Genomic DNA, 18,765 nt, shown 5'->3' on the forward strand with positions numbered 1-18,765 from the left:
TGCCTGGTGTCCATGCTTATACTAAGTGTTGAGCAATCACTTTTTTGGAGACCAAACCTATGATTATTTCCGTCGAAAATAAACAACGCCGCCGAGCAGTCTTTGCCGCCCTGCTCTTTATCGTTCTGGCCGTTTTAATTGGCACCAATGCGTCTTTTTTGTCTGAAATGAATGAATCAGTTCGCTTCTTTATGACTGGGATTCAAACGAGTTACGGTAATGCCATTATGTCGGCTGCAACCTTCTTAGGTTCCCCACTCATGTGTCTAATTTATGCCGTTCTCTTAGCAAGCGTCTTACTATTGGCAAACTTAAAAATTCCAGCATTTTGGGTAATCTTTACCGCCTTTGGTCAAGTGATTTTAGCCCAAATCATCAAGTTCTTGATTCATGCACCGCGGCCCGTTGGTCATCTCTTAACAGATACCGGCTACTCATTTCCGTCACAGCACGTCGTTGCCATTTGGTCAATCGTTTTTATCCTGTTCTTGTTGGTAACACCAAACATTAATTCGATGATTTTACGAATTTTACTTGACTGGCTTTTAATTACTCTTGCGCTGATGGTGATGCTCTCACGACTTTATTTTTCTTCGCAATTTGTTTCAGACGTCGTTGCCGGCTACCTATTGGCTTACGCTTGGGTCGTCCTCTGTGCTAGCCTTTATCCGGCAGTTGCAACAACATTGAAAAAAAGCTTTTGGCGTTTCAAGGAACAAGAAATTTAACATTGAACAGGCTCGGTCAGTAGTGACTGAGTCTTTTTTATTTGTCATTCAAACATGACCAACTAAAAAATCAGCTTTCCGCCAAACAAAAAATGCCTACTGCACAAAGCAGTAGGCATTCTATTTTATTAGCAGTTTAGTCTTCCTTGTAATCCTCGTCAGACATGGCCTCGACTTGTCCCAACAAGTAACCATTCCCAACCCCTGAGAAAAAGTCGTGGTTTGATGTTGAAGTTGAAATACCATTCATAACAACCGGATTAACCTGGTCAGCGTTGTCTGGGAACAACGGTTCCTGTCCTAAGTTCATCAAGGCCTTGTTCGCGTTATAGCGCAAGAAAACCAAAACGTCGTCGCTCCAACCAATTTGATCGTAAATTTCGTGAGTAAACTTTTCTTCGTTGTCGTACAAGTCATACAACAAGTCATACATCCAAGTCTTCATCTCTTCTTGCTCCGCTTCTGAAAGCTTATTAAAGCCGATTTGGAACTTGTAACCGATGTAAGTACCATGAACAGACTCATCACGCAAAATCAGCTTAATAATTTCGGCAACGTTGAGCATGCGGTTGTGGCCCAAGTAGTACAAAGGCGTGTAGAAACCTGAATAGAACAAGAAAGTTTCCAAGAAGACCGAAGCAACCTTCTTTTGCAATGGTGTGCCATTTTGGTAAACATCATTAATCTTGTTGGCCTTGTACTGCAAAAATTCATCGTGATCAGCCCATTCAAAGGTCGCATCGATTTCAGACTTATCGTTCAACGTTTCAAAGATAGAAGAATATGACTTAGCATGAACAGATTCCATAAATTGGATATTGTTCAAAACCGCTTCTTCTTTTTGGTTAACAGCATCGCGACGCAATGAAGCCATTCCATCTTGTGACTGTAAAGTATCCAAGGTTGTCAAACCACCGAAGACCAAGTTGTAAACCCGGCGTTCCGTATCATTCAAATCACCACGCCAGTTGCGCAAGTCGTTTGAAATTGGGACACGGGTGTCTAACCAGAATTGTTGGGTCAACTTTTCCCAGGTAGCTTTGTCCAAGGCGTCTTCAATATCGTTCCAGTTAATGGCAGTATATGAGCCGTTATTCACGTGTTCAACCATGTTATTCTCCTAATGTTTCCGTGATGCTTTGGTAAATTTTTTCTGCGTCATAAGAAGTCCCACGTAACTCGTAGTCTCCAATCACCGGCACCTGATACGTTTTAGCGTAGCGCTTAGCGGTCAAAATATATTGATCGTTAAAGTTACGGTTCCCCGATCCAACTACTCCCTTTATCAGGGTAGCATTGTCTTTAAAATCAATATAGTCCGCTAGGGCATTCGTAAAGATTTCAACAACCGCAGGACCGGTGCCAGTCCCGCCCGTCAAGTAGGTTGGTACAATTGCTACAAAAGGTTGGTGTTCCTCTTCATAATCGGTTTCATCACCAACCACTTTCGCGTCAATCGCGTCACCCTTTTCTTCAGCAACTGCTTGCAGTTTATTAATAAACGACTGGGTATTACCCTCAATGCTGGCATATAAGAGTCGGTATGTTGCCATCGACCTTTCCTTTCTAAACAGCATAGGCTGCTTGTCAGAGCTTTGAATCAGAATTATTTGATAATTTTTGAACAAAGCCCATGCAACGTATTCAATTTAACAGCTGGGTTGACAGCCGTCAACCCCTAAATATGTACGACTGAGCAGTGCCCAATCATTTGTGAACCCGGTAAACAAGACCAGGCCAACAATTGAACACTTATTCACAATCGCATTTTGCTAGAAAAATTTTCTAGCTTAAATTCTTGTAAGCGTATCCAATTAGAATTAAACCGTCATTAAATTGAGCAAGACTCACATTCGTTGATGCCAGCCTCTTGGTTATCATCCGTATATGTTCGGACATAATACAAAGACTTGATTCCCTGCTTGTACGCATAATTACGCAACTTAGACAAATCACGCGTGGTCATCTTTTCTGTTCGACCATTCTTCCAGTCATACAGGCCTTCCGGAATTGTTGAACGCATAAAGAATGTCAAAGACATTCCCTGGTCGACGTGAGGCTGAGCGGCTGCATAGATATCAATTACCTTTTTCATGTTCGTGTCATAGGCAGAAACATAGTAAGGTAACGTCTCATTTGACAGACCAGGTGCTGGATAGTAAACCTTCCCAATCATCCCTTCCTGTCGTTCCTCAATTTTGTTAACGATTGGCAACAAAGAGGCCGTGGTGTTATTAACGTATGAGATTGAACCGGTTGGTGCTACCGCGTGACGGTAAGCATTGTACAAACCGTTCTTTTGAACTTGGTCACGCAATTCCACCCAATCTTCCTTCGTTGGCACGGGAAGATTGGCAAACAAGGCTTTCACCTTATCCGTTTTTGGACCCCAATCTTGACCTACATACTTTTCAAAGTATGTGCCGTCAGCATATGCTGATTTATCAAAGTCTTTAAAGGTTTCTTGGCGGTCCAAGGCAATATTCATCGAAGCCTTCAATGAATAGAAGTTTAATGTCATGAAGAAGACCTTGGTAAAGTCCAACGATTCTTCGTCACCATACATCATCTTATTCTGAGCAAAGAAGGCTGCCAGACCCATGGCGCCCAAACCAACAGCGTGGTTTTGTTGGTTACCATTTTGCACGGATGGGACCACATTCAAATCAGACTGCTCGGAAACAAAGGACAAAGCTCGGATCATCGCATCAACAGAGCCGGCGAAATCGTCCGTTTTCATCATATTGACGATGTTGATCGAACCCAAGTTACATGAGATATCTTCACCTAACGTTGTATATTCTTGTTCATCGTCAATGGTTGAAGGTGTTTGCACCTGCAAAATTTCAGAACAAAGGTTGGATGAAATGACCTTTCCGGCAACTGGATTGGCGCGGTTAACTATATCGATATTAATGATGTAAGGATAACCAGATTCTTGCTGAAGTTTTGAAATTTCTTCTTCAACCGTCCGGGCAGGAATCATCTTCTTCGTGATCTTGTCGTTCTTCAACATGTTGTCATATTCAGCTGTAATATCAACATAATTGAATGGCATACCATACTCACGTTCGACATCAACTGGTGAGAACAAGGCCATTTCTTGACCCTTTTCAATCAAGTCGTAGTACTTATCGGGCACAATCAAGCCCAATGATAGAGTCTTCACGCGGACCTTTTCGTCGGCGTTTTCCTTCTTGGTTGCCAAGAAGGTCATCAAATCAGGGTGGAAGATGTTCAGATAAACAACTCCGGCTCCCTGACGGGCCCCAACCTGTGATGAAAAAGTAAAGGAATCTTCCAATAACTTCATCACTGGCACAATACCACCAGCAGAATTTGCAATGCCCATTACTGGCGCGCCGGCTTCACGAAGGTTTGACAAGTTAATGCCAACTCCCCCACCCATCTTTGACAACTGCAAAGCAGAATTGATTGTTCGGCCGATAGAGTTCATGTCATCGCTTGTTTGCAAAACGAAACAAGAAACCAATTCACCTCGACGAGCACGACCAGCATTCAAGAATGATGGTGTTGCTGGTTGGTAGCGTTGGTGAATCATTTCGTTGGCCAAGGCCATTGCTAAGTCCTCGTCGCCGTTAGCATAAAACAAAGCATTCAAAGCCACGCGGTCTAAGTAAGACTCAACGTAGTAAGCCTTATCATTCGTCTTTTGTGCATATTGGTTGTAGAACTTAAAGGCCGCCATAAAGGAACTAAAGTGGAAGTCTTGTTCCTCTAAGAAGGCATACATCTTATTGATGAAGGCCATGTCATATTTTTTGACCAGGTCCTTATCCAAAAAGTCGTTTTCAATCAACCAGTCATAATGAGCTTTAACAGAGTCAAACCGTTTTAAGTTTGGTTCAACATTTTCCTTCATAAAGGCTGCCAAAGCTTCCTGATCCTTGTTCAACTGAATCTGGTTGTCCTTTGGAATATTGATTTCGTTATTTAAATCAAAATAGGTGACCTGGGTGAGGTCAAGGTCCAATAATGACATATAATTCTCCTCGTTTTTTATAATTTGTTCGTTTCCTCTGTAAGAAGAAAAATTCCGCATAGACCAATCAGGACTAAGCGGAAAAAATTCGTGACGCTAAAAAACTTAGGCCGTCAAAGACTTCAAGGCATCAGGCTGAAAACCAGAGAAGGCTTCCTGACCAGCAATTTGAACAACGGGTGTCTGCTTAAAGCCAGCATCCTTCAATTGAGCAAGATACTCTGGTTGTTCTTCGATATTAATTTCTTCGTAGCCAACCCCCATGCTGTCGAGGTAGCGTTTTGTCATTTTGCACTGTACACAATTATTTTTGGTAAAGACCGTTACTTGAGCCATACTTTTTGCTCCCACTTTCTTTTATATTTTTCAAGCAATTCCCTGTTGCACCCGCATTTACAAACACTAACAAGCAATTGAGCTAATTACTAGTTTAGCCGATTTTCCTTAGAGTTCAAGGCCTAAAACTGTCCGCACAAACATTTGTTCGCCCGAAGGCCTTTCTAATAGGCTTTTGATTTTGCATATTTTTTAATTCACAATATTCACTGTCTTTTTGAAAGTGCAATCTAATCACTTTTGTTCCGACACATACGTTTACTTGAGCCCATATTAACGCCTTTTTTTGTTCAACACCAAGAATTTCGCTTGTGAAATCAGTCTGGGCGAGAACACTAGACCAATTCTAACGTTAATAAAGATTATCTTCTTTGCTTCATAAAGTTTGCTATAATGGAGGAAATATCTAAATTATATAAGTGAGGTAATAACTGTGGATTCTGGTCCCTCGTTCTTGTTGAATGCGTTCGTCATCATCTTTATTTTGTTGTTGGCGGTTTTGTTTACACTAACGGAATATTCTCTTGTTAAGGTGCGTTTGTCTGCCTTGGAGGCCCTTCAGGCTGATCGCGAAAAGCCATCAAAAAACATTGCACACGCCATTCATATGGTGTCACACCTAACGGAGTTCTTATCGACTGCTCAAGTCGGAATTACATTAACATCATTGATTTTAGGTTGGATTGGTGAGGAAACCGTTGCCGATTTGATTTTAGCAACCCATATCCTGCCAGCTGACTATGCCAAGCCTGTCGCTTCTGTTGCGGCCATCGTTATCTTTACGATTATTCACGCCGTCTTCACCGACTTGGTGCCAAAAAACATTGCCATTCAAGAACCAATCAAGGTCTTGTTGTTAATTGTGCGTCCAGTCCGCTTCTTTCATGTTGCCCTCTTCCCATTCATTTGGATTCTAGATCACTTATCAAATTGGTTAACCCATTTGATTGGTTTCCAGGTCACTAATGATGATGATATCTATTCACAGACGGAAATTCTTTCCTTGTCAAAGAGTGCTGCTGAAGCTGGTGAATTGGATACCGAAGATTTGACCTTTATGCAACGAGCCTTTGAAATGAATGATAAGGTCGCTGCTGACGTCATGATCGATCGCACATCAATGGATGTTATCGATGTTCATGACACGATTGCCAAGGGGCTAGATGAGTATTTGCAAAAGCGTCACTCTCGTTTCCCAGTTGTCGCTGACAACGATAAAGACAAGGTTTTAGGTTATGTTTTTAACTACGACCTTGTTCGCCAAAATCGAATTTCTGGGAAAAACCCCGTTGCTCAGATTATGCGTGACATTCCTGCCGTCCCTGAAAACATGGACCTACACGATGTCATGGATGAAATGACCATTAAACGGTCGCCAATTGCCGTGGTCGTCGATGAATACGGTGGTACAGCCGGAATCATTACTGATAAAGACATCTATGAAGAACTGTTTGGCTCTGTTCGGGATGAAATCAACGATGAATCCGATGAATACATCGAAAAGCTTGGGAATCAACGCTACAAGGTTTCTGGTAAGACGACCTTGTACGATTTCCAACGTTACTTCCAAATTCATGTGAAGGAATTTGACGACGATGAGGCCGTTACCTTGACCGGTTACGTTTTGAAACGCGATCCTGATTTCCGAACTGGCGACTCCTTACGCATTGACAACTATCAAATTACGGCACTTGATTACGAAAATGCCTTTATCCCTGAATTTGCCGTCAAAGAGCTTGAAACCAAACCGGAACCTGAAAACACAGATTCTGATGTTGAGGATAACAAAAGCACTTCTGAAAGCAAACCGTCCATGTCTGAAAAAGACCGTGAGCGCTTAAAGTTTCAGCTTAAGGGTAAAGATAACGACCCCGAATAATGTTTAAAAAGTCGACGAATTTTCGCCGGCTTTTTTAATTAAAAAATCAGTCCGAAAGGTCAGCAAAGCATTTGGCTCGCCTGCCTTTCGTGGTACACTAGAAACAAGAAATCTTCCAACAAAAGAAGAAAAAATAGATTTGAAGGAGTCTTATTTCATGGCAGGAATTGATGTTTATATGGTCCGCCACGGCCAAACTTACTTTAACCTTTTACGCCGTTTCCAAGGATTTTCCGACGCACCGTTAACGGATGCTGGCATCCAAGATGGACACAAAGCCGGTCAACGCCTCGCCAAGATTCACTTTGATGGTGCTTACTCTTCTGATTTAACACGGGCCATCCACACTGCTCGCTATGCCTTGAGTGAAAATCAAGCACAGTCACCAGTTGAGCCAACTACTCTGCCCAACTTCCGTGAAGAAAATTTTGGTTCTTATGAAGGACGCGACTCTCAGGTTACATTAACTGACCTGAATGCTCGGGTTCCAAAAGTCTATAATGCTTATGCCGACATGGTTGGAGACCTCGGTATGCCGGCTGTAATGGATATTTTCCATGATGCAGACCCCTACCACCTAGCCGAATCCTACCAAGAATTTGTCAACCGCATTGAGGCTGGCTTTCAAGACCTTAAAAGTCGCCACCAAGACGGCGATAAGGTTCTGCTTGTTTCCCATGGGACAACAATTCGGGCAATCGCCGATTACTTTGGTCACCCTGAAATGGCTGCCCAATCGGTGCATAACGGTGCCGTCATGCACCTGCGCCTAAGCGATGAAGGTGCCGATATTTTGGCCTTCAACGACATCACGACCATTTTTGACTAAAACATTTCTTATTCGATTATTCCCAGACCGCTACTGAAAACAGGGCGGTTTTATTTCACAGAAAGGCCTGTGTATGCCTAAAACCTTTAAAGAAACATCACAAAAACCAAGCCGACCTGTCCTTTTGGCCGGCCTACGCACAGATCAAAAACAAAACCTAGAATATGAGTTAACAGAGTTGGAAAACTTGGCCTTAGCCAATAACTTACAACCAGTTGAAACCTTTCTCCAATCCTTGGACCGTCCCAATCCAGCTACTTACTTCGGTAAGGGTAAGGTAGATGAGCTCAAGATGGCTGTTGAAACCTATGAGGCTGATTTAATCGTCACCAATGATGAGTTATCCCCATCACAAATCAGAAATTTAGAAGCCGAAACTGGTGCAACAGTTGTTGACCGGACTGGCTTAATCCTTGATATTTTTGCCGAACGAGCTCAAACTAAGGTGGCTAAACTGCAAGTTCAACTAGCCCGCCTACAATATCAGCTCCCCCGGTTACGGACTTCAATGTCTGTTTCATTAGACCAGCAAACTGGGGCCGGTGGAGCCGGTTTTACAAGCCGTGGTTCCGGTGAAACAAAGCTTGAACAATCCCGTCGGCGACTGACCAACGAAATGGTCGCCATCAAGAAGGAGTTGGCAGAATTACAAAAGGATGCCTCAACACAAGCCAAGCAACGGCAGGAATCAGAACTACCAACTGTTGCCCTGGTTGGTTATACCAATGCCGGTAAATCAACATTAATGAACCAACTCTTAGCCCGTTTCGGCCAAGGCGCCGGTAGTGACCAAAGCAAGCAAGTTTTCGAAAAAGACATGCTCTTTGCCACCCTAAACACCACCATCCGCCAGTTGACACTCCCCGATAAGACACAATTCCTGCTTTCAGATACCGTTGGTTTTGTTTCCAAGTTACCCCACCACTTGGTCGCTGCCTTTGAGTCAACTTTGCAAGAAGCCGCTCAAGCTGATTTACTCTTGCAAGTGGTCGATATTTCTGACGCCCATTATCAAGACATGATGACGACAACAAAGGAAACACTGACCCGTCTGGGCATCACAGATAAGCCGATGATTACCATCTATAACAAGGCCGATGTAGCCGAAATGGCCTTTCCACTAGTCGATGGTGATCAGTCGATTACCATTTCTGCCCGAGACCGAACTTCGCAAGACGAGGTTTTGACGCTTATTAAGAAGACGCTCTTTGCCGACATGGCTGAAGTCAGCCTCCACGTGCCCTTTTCAGACTCAAAAATTGTGGCTGAAATCTTAGACAAGCATGCCCTTTTAGCGCAAGACTTCAACGAATCCGGGACAACCATTCGTGTTTCCTTGAAACCAAAAGAAATCGAACAATACAAACAATACCTAGACTAAAAAAACGGCCTGACAATGACGTCAGGCCGTTTTTTAGCTGTTTGTTGCAAGTAGGCCTAAATTAATGATTTAATTTAGAAATCAGTATTAAGTAACTAAAAATAGCATACCCCTGCAAAGCCTATTTAAGCTTTTCTTTTATCTCCAAGAGGAGGCTGCGGCAAAAAATAGATACTACTAGTGAGAACAAAAATACGAACAGCAGCACCACAAATCAGACCTAACTGATAGCTAGGACTTCCATGTAAATTCTTAAAGACCCCAAAGCTAAAAAAGTACAATAGTGCAAATAGAATCAGTCCCAAAGCCCAACGGTTTTTTAACAGATTGACCGGATGTTTAATTGTTGTGTACATCGCTACAATAGCTGAAATTCCCATAATCATTAATCCAATGCGAATTGCCGTTGCCAATTGAAAATAGTTGTTCATCACTGAAAGCCCCAGAAAAATAATATTAACAATATAGGAAACGGCATACAGTTTCTTTTGCCGATTAAACTGACTGTCAATCACTTCATAATGTTGAATCAATTCCATATCCTCTTTCAATAATTCATCCAAAGAAACGGCAAACTGATTACTAATTGCCACAATTTCGGCTATTCCTGGATAACTTTTCCCATTTTCCCAATTCGAGATCGTTTGCCTGGTTAAATGTAACTGTTCTCCTAATTGCTCTTGAGTCATCTTCGCAGACTCTCGTACCATCTTTATTTTTTCACCAATTAACATGCTATACTAATCTCCTTTGTTTACAATATAACGAGACACCGTCAAATTTTCTAGCAATTCTTTTTAACATTTTCTCCGTTCACCATGTCAAAAACTTTTTGCATCGAAAATAAGGCGTCAGTAGTCTAGCTAATCGCCCTTCATCAACCGACTACCGCTAAATAACCATAATGATTGTAATGATTGGTCCATACAAAAAGGACTAACAAGAGTCTTCTTGTTAGTCCTTTTGATCATGATTGCCCCTGCTGGGATCGAACCAGCGCATGGAGGTACCAAAAACCTCTGCCTTACCACTTGGCCAAGGGGCAGTCGTTAAGCAGTGGCTGTCACAAGGGCAGCAATGGGAGCGGTAGGATTCGAACCTACGAACCCGAAGGAACGGAGTTACAGTCCGTCGCGTTTAGCCAGACTTCGCTACACTCCCGTATATCTTTACGACCATAATAGTATACCAAGGTGACATGATTTGCGCAAGCTTTTTCTTTGCTTTCACTGGTCAAAAAATTGCTCAATTTGTTCCGCTGGTTACCTCAGAAGTGTCTGACCAACTTGTCAGTTGCCACCAATACAACCAATATTAGTCACTATCTGACATGCCCACTAAAAAAATTCACTCTTCAAAAAATCGTTTTCTTGATAGGCTCAGCAAAGTCATCCGTTGACAATAACAATCAAATAACTAAGATTATTTTTTTGATGCTCGTCTCTCACCTTCTACTAACAGAGATCACGAACTCGGCCACAGTGTGGCTGTTGTTCGCAGCAAACGGCAGTCAAAAAAGCCAGTCCTTAAGGACTGGCTTCTGAGCATTACTAATTTTTAAGCAGAAAAATCAGAAATTCTTACTTGTGCTTGTTACCTGGGAAAACCCAGTTCCACTTACCAAAGATTTTCATCATGGCTGGCACAAAGAGCAAACGGACGATAAAGGCATCAAAGAAAATTCCAAATGAAAGTGCCAAACCAACTGATTTGATTGTTGGGTCAGGATCCAAAGCAAATGACCCGAAGACAGCAATCATAATCAATGCGGCCGTCACAACGATTGGACCTGATGACTGCATCGCCACCGTCACTGCCCGGTCGTTATCACCGGTCTTTGCATATTCTTCCCGGGCACGTGAGACCATAAAGACCTCATAATCCATTGCCAGACCGAAAATCAAGGCCGTTGCAATGATTGGCAAGAAAGAAATAATTGGTGCCCCCTTAGCAACACCGAAGAGTCCCTTCATAAAGCCTTCTTGGATGACCAACGTTGTAAAGCCAAAGGATGCCAACAATGACAAACCAAAGCCAACCATGGCCACCGCAGGCACGATAAATGAACGGAAAACAACCATTAATAAGATGAAAGCCAAAACAATAATCGTAAACGCAAAGAGTGGTGTGGCATCGTTAAGCTTCTTGGTGATATCCAAGTTCACGGCATTAATTCCTGTCATGGTAATCTGCGCAGAGTACTTTGACTCCGTGGTGGCAGAGTAATCCTTGATCTTATTCACCAAATCAGTCGTTTGCTTAGCCGCTGATCCCTTAGTTGGAATCACGACCATCATGGCATACTTGCCATCAGCACTAACTTGGTAAGGCTTAGATGCCTGAGCAATAATCGCTTGCTTAATTTGTGCAGCAGCTTGATCCTGTTGAGCTTGGGTTGGTGCCTGGCCTGTTGCTTGGGCTTGGGCCATCATCTTTTGCTGAGCTTCTTGGGTCAATTGCGTCTGCAATGTTGCCGCCTTTTGCTGGTCTACCGTCAATGGGGTCATCATCTTGACCCCATTCAGATCGCTAATATGTTTAGCAATCTTGACCAAGTTCGCTTCGTTGTTCGCTTGACCCTTATCAGTATCCAGCTTAACGACAGCAATCAAAGGTGAGTTAACTCCCTCCCCAAACTTATCAGAAATCATGTCATAGGCCTGACGCTCTGTTCGATTATCAGGCAGTGAGCCGTTATAAGGCATTCCCAAGCGCATGTTTTGCGCTGGTAGGGCAATTGCAGCCAAGGCCAAGATTGCTAGAATTGAAACTGTCCAAGGGTGGCCAGTAATCAATTTTGTAATCTTGGATGGGTGCTGAGCCATATGGTCAACAGTCTTATTATTGGGCTTAACGAACTTCGCACAAACGGCAATCAAGGCTGGCAAGAATGTCAATGCTGAAACAACTGCCACAGCAACGGCGGCAGCGGTTGCCAAGCCCATCGTTGTTACAAACTCAATCCCCGCAAAGGCCAAACCACAAACGGCAATAATCACTGTCACACCAGCGAAAATAACTGAACTACCAGCCTCAGACAGGGCCAAACCAAGCGCCGTCTTCTTATCGCCATTGGTATCAGCCAAATCAGTCCGATACCGGTTCAAGATAAAGAGTGAGTAGTCAATACCGACCGCCAATGACAACATCACTGCCAACGTTTGACTAACACTGGCCAATGTAATGACGTTTGTTCCGATAGTAATCAATAATATCCCGGAAATTAAGCCGACAAGCGCTGAAATAATTGGCATTCCAGCCGTCACAAAGGACCGGAACAAGACTAACAAGAGGACGAAGGCAATCGCAATTCCAATTAATTCGGACTTGCCTCCCAATTCCATCGGAGTAACCTTTACTGATCCGGTAAAGGCAACCTTGGTGTTGGAACTCTTCACCTTGTCGTTAAAGGTCTTCTTCACACCGTCGATGGCGTCTTGAGAAACGTTGGTTGAATCGGCCTTAAAGGTGATATCAACATATGTCGTCGTCTTATCAGCACTAATCACTCCCGTTGTATAGGGGTTTGAAATCGACTTAATGTCTGAAGAATACTTCTTTTGTAGCTGATCGATAGCAGAAGCCACTTCGGTCTTCGTATTGTCGTCAGCAACACCAGTCTTCTTATTCTGAATAACGGCCTTCATGGTTCCGCTATTCGGGTTCATCTTAAACTCTTTTTCAAGAGTACTTTGAATGTTGGTTGATGGAATACCAGTAATTGTTAAATTCGTGGTGTAATGAGAACCAAGTCCCACGGCCCCACCAATTAAAACAGCCACGGCAACCAACCAAACCAGGAAAGTTTTGAACTTATTTTCATAAATCCATTCCCCTAGACGTTTGAGCATGATGCTCCTCCTTTTAATGAATCATTGTCTATATTTTAGTCGTGATAAGTATATTATGAAAGGGATAAAATTGTTATACTGTCCCTTAGAGTGACAAATTTAAGAAAGTGTCTCATTTTCAATTCCAATGGCTAATAAAAATTACGACTTAATGCACAACCACATCATGGAAACAGCGGCTGCACTATTCGTAACCGTCCCTTTTTCCAAATTAACGATCAAGCAAATCTGTGAGGCCGCCAATATTAATCGCAACACCTTTTACAGGCACTTTGTTGATAAATATGCCCTGCTAGAGGTGATGCTCACAGAATCAATCACCCGTCTTTTTAATCAAGTAGACTTAGATGATTTTCGTCAACATCCGTTTCAAGTTATCGCGACCATGAAATTTTCGGCAGAGATGTCAATCCTTGATTTTCAACTCAACGATTCATTGTTTCAGGATATTTTTGATAGTCTGATTTTTAAAATATTACAAGAATTTACCACTGACCAGGATTTTTTGTGGAGCCTTGGTAACATGTATATTATCCGTCTTTGGAACCATAGCTTAGCCAAACCGTATACGCTTCATGAGGGATACCCGATTTTTGACCAAATGTTCAATGAGAGAAAGTTCCCTGACAATCTCGACCATTAAGCAACAATACCATTCGTTGACCAAGAAAAAAGCCAGCTCACTTGAGCTGGCTTTTTCTTTATCTTTAACTTTTATCAGCAGAAAAAATTTGAAAGATGTCAGTTTTTCTTTTTATTACCCGGAAAGGCCCAGTTGGTTTTGCCAAAAATCTTCAGCATTGCTGGCACGAAGAGCAAACGGATAATAAAGGCATCAAAGAAGATACCAAAGGCTAAGGCCAAGGCCAAAGACTTGATGGTTGGACTAGAATTCAAAGCAAATGATCCAAAGACCGCCATCATAATCAAAGCTGCCGTGACCACAATTGGACCAGAATCCTGCATGGCAACGGTCACTGCTCGGTCGTTATCACCTGTTTTCAGATACTCCTCACGAGCTCGTGAAACCATAAAGACTTCGTAATCCATCGCCAAACCAAAGAGAATGGCCGTGACGATAATTGGTAAGAAGGAAAGGATGGGTGCTGCCTTGGCGACACCAAAGACTTCCTTTAAGAATCCTTCCTGAATAACCAATGTAGTAAAGCCAAAGGAAGCCAAGAGCGATAGACCAAAACCAGCCATCGCTACCGCTGGAACAATGAAAGAGCGGAAGACAACCATTAACAAGATAAAGGCCAAAACAATAATCGTGAAGACAAAGATTGGTGTCGCGTTATTCAGCTTTTTGGTAATATCCAAATTGACGGCGTTTACTCCAGTCAAGGTAATCTGAGCACCGTACTTTGCTTTCGTCGTGTTGTCTGAATAATCCTGAATCTTGTGGACTAGATTAGTTGTCTCAACTGCTTCAGACCCCTTCTTTGGAATAACGACTAACAGCGCATACTTGCCATCTGCAGAAATCTGATAAGGCTTAGTTGCCTGCGCCATAATCACTTGCTTGATTTGAGCGGCTGTCTGATCCTTTTGCGCCTGAGTTGGCAGTTGTCCAGTTGTTTGAGCCTGCAAGGCCATCTTTTGTTGGGCCTCTTGTGTCAGCTGCGTCTGCAAGGTCGCTGCCTTTTGCTGGTCAACTGACAAAGGTGACAATGTCTTTGTACCAGAGAGGCCAGTCAAATGACTGGCAATCTTGGCAACATTGGCCTCGTTAACCGCAGCTGATTGGTCGGTGTCTAATTTAACAACAGCAATCAATGGTGAATTAATCCCCTCACCAAACTTATCAGAAATCATGTCATAAGCCTGACGTTCCGTTTGCTTTTCTGGCAAAGAGCCGTTGTAAGGCATTCCCAAACGCATATTTTGCGCCGGCAAACCAATACCAATCAAAACCAATACGGCAACAATTACCACCAGCCATGGGTGGCTCGTCAAAAACTTCGTCAACTTGGCTGGGCTCTTGGCCATGTGATCGACCGTCTTGGTATTTGGTCGAATAAACTTAGCACAGGCCGCAATCAAAGCTGGCAAGAAAGTCAACGCTGACAACACGGCAATGGCCACCGCAACAGCAGCAGCAAAGCCCATGGTTGTCACGAATTCAATGCCAGCAAAGGACAAGCCACAAACAGCGATAATAACCGTCACACCGGCAAAAATAACGGACTTGCCGGCTTCTGACAAGGCATTTCCTAAGGCCAGTTTTTGGTCACCGTTTGTCTCGGCCAAATCAGTCCGGTAGCGGTTCAAGATAAAGAGCGCATAATCGATTCCAACTGCTAAGGCCAACATCACAGACAAAGTCTCAGCTACATTGGCAAGGGTTGCAAAATTCGTTCCAATGATCACGAGGAACAAGCCAGTCACCAAGCCAACCAGGGCAGAGACAATTGGCATTCCAGCAGTAATAAAGGAGCGGAATAGTACGAACAACAAGGCAAAGGCGATCACAACCCCAATGATTTCGGAAGAACCACCGATTTCAAACGGCTTTAGCTGGACGGTGCCAGTGTAAGCAACCTTTGTCCCACTGGTCTTTACTCGATCATCAAAGATAGAACGAATACCGGTAATCGTGCTATGGGACACTGATGTTGAGTTTGCTTTGAAGGTAATATCGACATAGGTAGTCGTATTATCAGAACTAACAGTATTGTTGGTATAAGGGTTGGCAATCGTCTTAATATCAGCAGCATACTTGTCCTGAACCTTGGCAATGGCCTTGGCAACATCCGCCTTGGTCTTTTCATCAGTGATCCCCTGCTGATTTTGAACGACAACCTTTAACGTACCACTGTTAGGATTCTGATGAAATTCCCGTTCCAGGGTACTTTGGATATTTGTTGATGGGACGCCACTAATCGTCAAATTTTCTGAAAAATGCGAACCGAGACCGATGGCACCGCCACCGACAACGATAATGGCCGCCAACCAAATCAGGAAGGTCTTCACTTTATTTTCATAAATCCATTCCCCAAGTTTTTTGAGCATTACTTCTCCTCCTTTTTAATCATCATGAACATTTTAGTGATTAATTTAGAAGATTTGAAGAGTCAAAAAATGTTACACTGTTTTAAAATGCAACAAAAATAAAAAAATGTTGCTTTTAGCGGGGGTGGGAAACTTTTATGGAAAATAAACGATACGATTTAATGCATCGCCACCTATTGCTGACTACTGGCGAATTGCTCCATGACATCCCCTTTTCCAAAATAAAAGTGAAGGAAATTTGTGATGCTGCAGAGGTCAATCGCAACACATTTTACCGTCATTTTGTGGATAAGTATGTACTTTTGGATGAATTATTAAATACAAGTGTGCAATCAATCTATGCAACACTCGACCTTGACCAGTTTAAAAAGTTTCCGTTTGAAACCATTAAAACCTTCCACTTTGATGGTACTATCGAAGTTTTAGAATTCCAACTACAGGACCGTGCCTTTGAGGACTTATTTTATAAGTCAATTTTTAAAGCCCTTTCCACTGTCACAACAGATCAAGAGTTACTCTGGTTAATCGGCAACCTCTACGTTGTCCAGCTATGGAATACCAGCCGCGATACTCCATATGATTTGCGTCGTGACTACCATCTTCTCGATCAAATTGTAGCCAACAAGCAGTTTCCGACAGCGAATGCTAGCAGCCATAGCAAGTAAAAAACGCCCAACAGGTACCATTCATTTGAAAGTTAACTTTTCTTTCAGCTGAACGGCAAAACTGTTGGGTGTTTTTTTAACACCAATAGGAAATGAGAGCCAGTGTAAAAAATATAGCACCAATCAGCATAATAGCGACCACAACGATTAGTTCAATTAAAAATCTACTATAATTTTTATCGTCATCCGACATCCGGTCCCCCTACTTTGTCTATCTCAATCCATTTTTACCAGCAGATATTACTCAAAAAGTTAGCAATCACTCTTTCAATATTTTAACAATTTCTCTCAAATACAACAACAAAGTTACGTGATGAGCGAACTCGTGCAATAAACGAAAGACTTATGCCGATTAATTTTTGCCGTTCTCAGGAGAATACCAGTTGCAGTTGCTAAACCAGCTTATCAGTATCAAGCTCGACTAATGCCAGACATTCTGCCAATTTTCTGACCGTTCTGGCGGTTTTTATATCTTTTAAAGTGGAAACCTGCTACAATATTAGTACCGTATTGGAGTTATATCCGGCTTTTAACGCTAGCCGAGTCTCTACCGCCCGGCAAAAAGGGCGACTATCACCAAGGGTTTTTTGAGCACGCTTGGGTACTGCGTGCTTTTTTTGTTGTCTGTGGGATGGGGCTGCTCCAATATTTTTGTTTTTTTATCATAACTTTTGACCAACTGAGAATGATTGGTCAAACACAGGAGATCTCATGGAAACACCCAACCACCCCCTTCCAAAGTTTCAGGCCCTACTTTTAGGGCTGCAACACGTGCTGGCTATGTACGCCGGTTCCATCCTGGTACCACTGCTAATTGGAACGGCCTTGCACTTTAATAGTACGCAACTGGCTTACTTGATTTCAGTCGATATTTTCTGTACCGGTTTAGCAACACTCTTCCAATTGAAGCAAACTCCCATCACCGGTATCGCTTTGCCCGTTGTTTTGGGTTCATCAATTCAAGCAGTTTCACCATTAATTAACATCGGCTCAAGCCTCGGTTGGGGTGCCATGTATGGGGCCACAATCGTGGCTGGCCTTTTCGTTATCTTGATTGCCGGAACCTTCGCCCGCCTGCGCGCCTTCTTCCCACCAGTCGTTACTGGTTCATTGATTACCGTTATTGGTTTAAGTTTGATTCCAATCGCCCTGCAAAACTGGGGTGGCGGTAGCTTAACGGCCAAATCATTCGGTGAATGGCAAAACCTTCTAATTGGTTTTGTGACCATCGTTTTAACATTGCTCTTAATGAAGCTGGCAAAGGGCTTCTTAAAGGCCATTGCCGTCTTGATGGGCATTATTTTAGGAACCCTTTTTGCAGCCGTCCTCGGCCGTGTGTCATTGACACCAGTTGCTGACGCTGCCTGGTTCCACCTTCCCCAACCATTTTTCTTGGGAACACCAACTTTCTCATGGTCTGCCTCATTGACGATGATAATCATCGTCTTAACTGCTATGGTCGAAGCTACCGGCGTTTACTTTGCCTTGGCCGATTTGACTGGTAAAAAATTAGAACAAAAGGACTTGGCCCGTGGTTACCGCGCCGAAGGGTTCGCCGTTGTCCTTTCTGGAATTTTCAATACCTTCCCTTACTCCACCTTCTCACAAAACGTAGCGGTCGTTCGCCTTTCAGGTGTGAAGACCAAGCAACCCATTTACTATGCCGCTTGCTTGCTCTTGGTTTTGGGACTGTTACCAAAGTTTGGTGCCCTGGCTACCATCATTCCCTCAGCCGTTCTAGGTGGGGCCATGATGGTCATGTTCTCAACGATTGCCATTCAAGGTTTGCAAATCCTCGGTAAGGTCAACTTGAACAAGGAAGGCAACCTTTTGACGGCCGGCTTATCAATCGGTGCTGGCTTGGGCATTAGTTCAGTGCCAACCCTCTTGGCTCACTTGCCAGAGCAATTGCAGATGGTGATGACCAACGGCGTCGTCATGACGACTGTTGTGGCCGTTGTCCTTAACTTGCTTTTAAACGGTTGGCCGAAGGCTGCTCAAGCCGATAACGCTTAAGTTTACCATCTAAAAAATCTGCTGTTCCCCCAGGCGAAAAATCAGTCTCACTGATAACCAAA

The 18,765-nt window shown here is 43.2% G+C and carries 14 protein-coding genes and 2 tRNA genes; 7 read left to right on the top strand and 9 right to left on the bottom strand.

What is annotated here, in order from left to right; translation table 11 throughout:
- The first annotated feature begins 59 nt into the window (after nt 1-59).
- Complete coding sequence (locus ACSYSR_RS01950) at nt 60-728, top strand: phosphatase PAP2 family protein (RefSeq protein ID WP_489816271.1); 669 nt, start codon at nt 60-62, stop codon at nt 726-728.
- Between the two features lie 136 nt (nt 729-864).
- Here ACSYSR_RS01950 and nrdF read toward each other — a convergent pair whose 3' ends face one another.
- The 4 genes from nrdF to nrdH all read right to left on the bottom strand — a co-directional run bounded on the left by nrdF (nt 865) and on the right by nrdH (nt 5,067).
- A complete protein-coding gene (gene nrdF, locus ACSYSR_RS01955; RefSeq protein WP_489816270.1) occupies nt 865-1,839 on the bottom strand; it encodes a class 1b ribonucleoside-diphosphate reductase subunit beta in 975 nt (324 codons plus the stop codon).
- Nucleotide 1,840: 1 nt separating this feature from the next.
- Nucleotides 1,841-2,281: a class Ib ribonucleoside-diphosphate reductase assembly flavoprotein NrdI gene (nrdI, locus tag ACSYSR_RS01960; RefSeq protein WP_252774305.1), complete on the bottom strand. Its 441-nt coding sequence runs from the start codon at nt 2,279-2,281 to the stop codon at nt 1,841-1,843.
- Nucleotides 2,282-2,559: 278 nt separating this feature from the next.
- A complete protein-coding gene (gene nrdE / locus ACSYSR_RS01965; RefSeq protein WP_489816269.1) occupies nt 2,560-4,731 on the bottom strand; it encodes a class 1b ribonucleoside-diphosphate reductase subunit alpha in 2,172 nt (723 codons plus the stop codon).
- 105 nt (nt 4,732-4,836) lie between these two features.
- Nucleotides 4,837-5,067 carry a glutaredoxin-like protein NrdH gene (gene nrdH / locus ACSYSR_RS01970; RefSeq protein ID WP_059394000.1) on the bottom strand — a complete coding sequence of 77 codons (231 nt, stop codon included), beginning with the start codon at nt 5,065-5,067 and terminating at the stop codon, nt 4,837-4,839.
- Between the two features lie 433 nt (nt 5,068-5,500).
- Here nrdH and ACSYSR_RS01975 point away from each other — a divergent pair, with 433 nt between their 5' ends.
- The 3 genes from ACSYSR_RS01975 (at nt 5,501) to hflX (ending at nt 9,156) form a co-directional block, all read left to right on the top strand.
- Complete coding sequence (locus tag ACSYSR_RS01975; protein ID WP_252774307.1) at nt 5,501-6,946, top strand: hemolysin family protein; 1,446 nt, start codon at nt 5,501-5,503, stop codon at nt 6,944-6,946.
- A 157-nt stretch (nt 6,947-7,103) separates the two neighbouring features.
- Nucleotides 7,104-7,775, top strand: a complete 672-nt coding sequence (locus tag ACSYSR_RS01980) for a histidine phosphatase family protein (RefSeq protein ID WP_489816268.1) — start codon at nt 7,104-7,106, stop codon at nt 7,773-7,775.
- Between the two features lie 73 nt (nt 7,776-7,848).
- On the top strand, nt 7,849-9,156 hold the full coding sequence (hflX, locus tag ACSYSR_RS01985) for a GTPase HflX (RefSeq protein WP_489816267.1): 1,308 nt from the start codon (nt 7,849-7,851) through the stop codon (nt 9,154-9,156).
- Nucleotides 9,157-9,281: 125 nt separating this feature from the next.
- Here the strand turns inward: hflX and ACSYSR_RS01990 are convergent, their stop codons facing one another.
- The 4 genes from ACSYSR_RS01990 to ACSYSR_RS02005 form a co-directional block, all read right to left on the bottom strand.
- Nucleotides 9,282-9,890 carry a helix-turn-helix domain-containing protein gene (locus ACSYSR_RS01990; protein WP_489816266.1) on the bottom strand — a complete coding sequence of 203 codons (609 nt, stop codon included), beginning with the start codon at nt 9,888-9,890 and terminating at the stop codon, nt 9,282-9,284.
- Nucleotides 9,891-10,129: 239 nt separating this feature from the next.
- A tRNA-Gln gene (locus ACSYSR_RS01995) sits at nt 10,130-10,201 on the bottom strand.
- A gap of 33 nt (nt 10,202-10,234) precedes the next feature.
- Nucleotides 10,235-10,317, bottom strand: a tRNA-Tyr gene (locus ACSYSR_RS02000).
- Nucleotides 10,318-10,736: 419 nt separating this feature from the next.
- Nucleotides 10,737-13,007, bottom strand: coding sequence for an MMPL family transporter (locus tag ACSYSR_RS02005; RefSeq protein WP_489816265.1), 2,271 nt, complete (start codon nt 13,005-13,007; stop codon nt 10,737-10,739).
- A gap of 166 nt (nt 13,008-13,173) precedes the next feature.
- Between ACSYSR_RS02005 and ACSYSR_RS02010 the strand changes: the two genes are divergently transcribed.
- Nucleotides 13,174-13,650 carry a TetR/AcrR family transcriptional regulator gene (locus ACSYSR_RS02010; RefSeq protein WP_252774312.1) on the top strand — a complete coding sequence of 159 codons (477 nt, stop codon included), beginning with the start codon at nt 13,174-13,176 and terminating at the stop codon, nt 13,648-13,650.
- Nucleotides 13,651-13,748: 98 nt separating this feature from the next.
- Here ACSYSR_RS02010 and ACSYSR_RS02015 read toward each other — a convergent pair whose 3' ends face one another.
- Nucleotides 13,749-16,022 carry an MMPL family transporter gene (locus ACSYSR_RS02015; protein WP_252774313.1) on the bottom strand — a complete coding sequence of 758 codons (2,274 nt, stop codon included), beginning with the start codon at nt 16,020-16,022 and terminating at the stop codon, nt 13,749-13,751.
- 137 nt (nt 16,023-16,159) lie between these two features.
- On the opposite strand from ACSYSR_RS02015, the gene ACSYSR_RS02020 reads away from it, so the two are divergent.
- Nucleotides 16,160-16,687 carry a TetR/AcrR family transcriptional regulator gene (locus ACSYSR_RS02020; protein ID WP_252774314.1) on the top strand — a complete coding sequence of 176 codons (528 nt, stop codon included), beginning with the start codon at nt 16,160-16,162 and terminating at the stop codon, nt 16,685-16,687.
- Between the two features lie 711 nt (nt 16,688-17,398).
- A complete protein-coding gene (locus tag ACSYSR_RS02025; protein WP_489816264.1) occupies nt 17,399-18,703 on the top strand; it encodes a nucleobase:cation symporter-2 family protein in 1,305 nt (434 codons plus the stop codon).
- Nucleotides 18,704-18,765 lie beyond the last annotated feature (62 nt).

The sequence above is a fragment of the Fructobacillus sp. ESL1096 genome (genome assembly GCF_058511985.1).

What these genes read in the sequence shown, in the direction of transcription:
- ACSYSR_RS01950 (WP_489816271.1), top strand. Translation starts at nt 60, where the DNA reads ATGATTATTTCCGTCGAAAATAAACAACGCCGCCGAGCAGTCTTTGCC.
- nrdF (WP_489816270.1), bottom strand. Translation starts at nt 1,839, where the DNA reads ATGGTTGAACACGTGAATAACGGCTCATATACTGCCATTAACTGGAAC.
- nrdI (WP_252774305.1), bottom strand. Translation starts at nt 2,281, where the DNA reads ATGGCAACATACCGACTCTTATATGCCAGCATTGAGGGTAATACCCAG.
- nrdE (WP_489816269.1), bottom strand. Translation starts at nt 4,731, where the DNA reads ATGTCATTATTGGACCTTGACCTCACCCAGGTCACCTATTTTGATTTA.
- nrdH (WP_059394000.1), bottom strand. Translation starts at nt 5,067, where the DNA reads ATGGCTCAAGTAACGGTCTTTACCAAAAATAATTGTGTACAGTGCAAA.
- ACSYSR_RS01980 (WP_489816268.1), top strand. Translation starts at nt 7,104, where the DNA reads ATGGCAGGAATTGATGTTTATATGGTCCGCCACGGCCAAACTTACTTT.
- hflX (WP_489816267.1), top strand. Translation starts at nt 7,849, where the DNA reads ATGCCTAAAACCTTTAAAGAAACATCACAAAAACCAAGCCGACCTGTC.
- ACSYSR_RS01990 (WP_489816266.1), bottom strand. Translation starts at nt 9,890, where the DNA reads ATGTTAATTGGTGAAAAAATAAAGATGGTACGAGAGTCTGCGAAGATG.
- ACSYSR_RS02005 (WP_489816265.1), bottom strand. Translation starts at nt 13,007, where the DNA reads ATGCTCAAACGTCTAGGGGAATGGATTTATGAAAATAAGTTCAAAACT.
- ACSYSR_RS02010 (WP_252774312.1), top strand. Translation starts at nt 13,174, where the DNA reads ATGGAAACAGCGGCTGCACTATTCGTAACCGTCCCTTTTTCCAAATTA.
- ACSYSR_RS02015 (WP_252774313.1), bottom strand. Translation starts at nt 16,022, where the DNA reads ATGCTCAAAAAACTTGGGGAATGGATTTATGAAAATAAAGTGAAGACC.
- ACSYSR_RS02020 (WP_252774314.1), top strand. Translation starts at nt 16,160, where the DNA reads ATGGAAAATAAACGATACGATTTAATGCATCGCCACCTATTGCTGACT.
- ACSYSR_RS02025 (WP_489816264.1), top strand. Translation starts at nt 17,399, where the DNA reads ATGGAAACACCCAACCACCCCCTTCCAAAGTTTCAGGCCCTACTTTTA.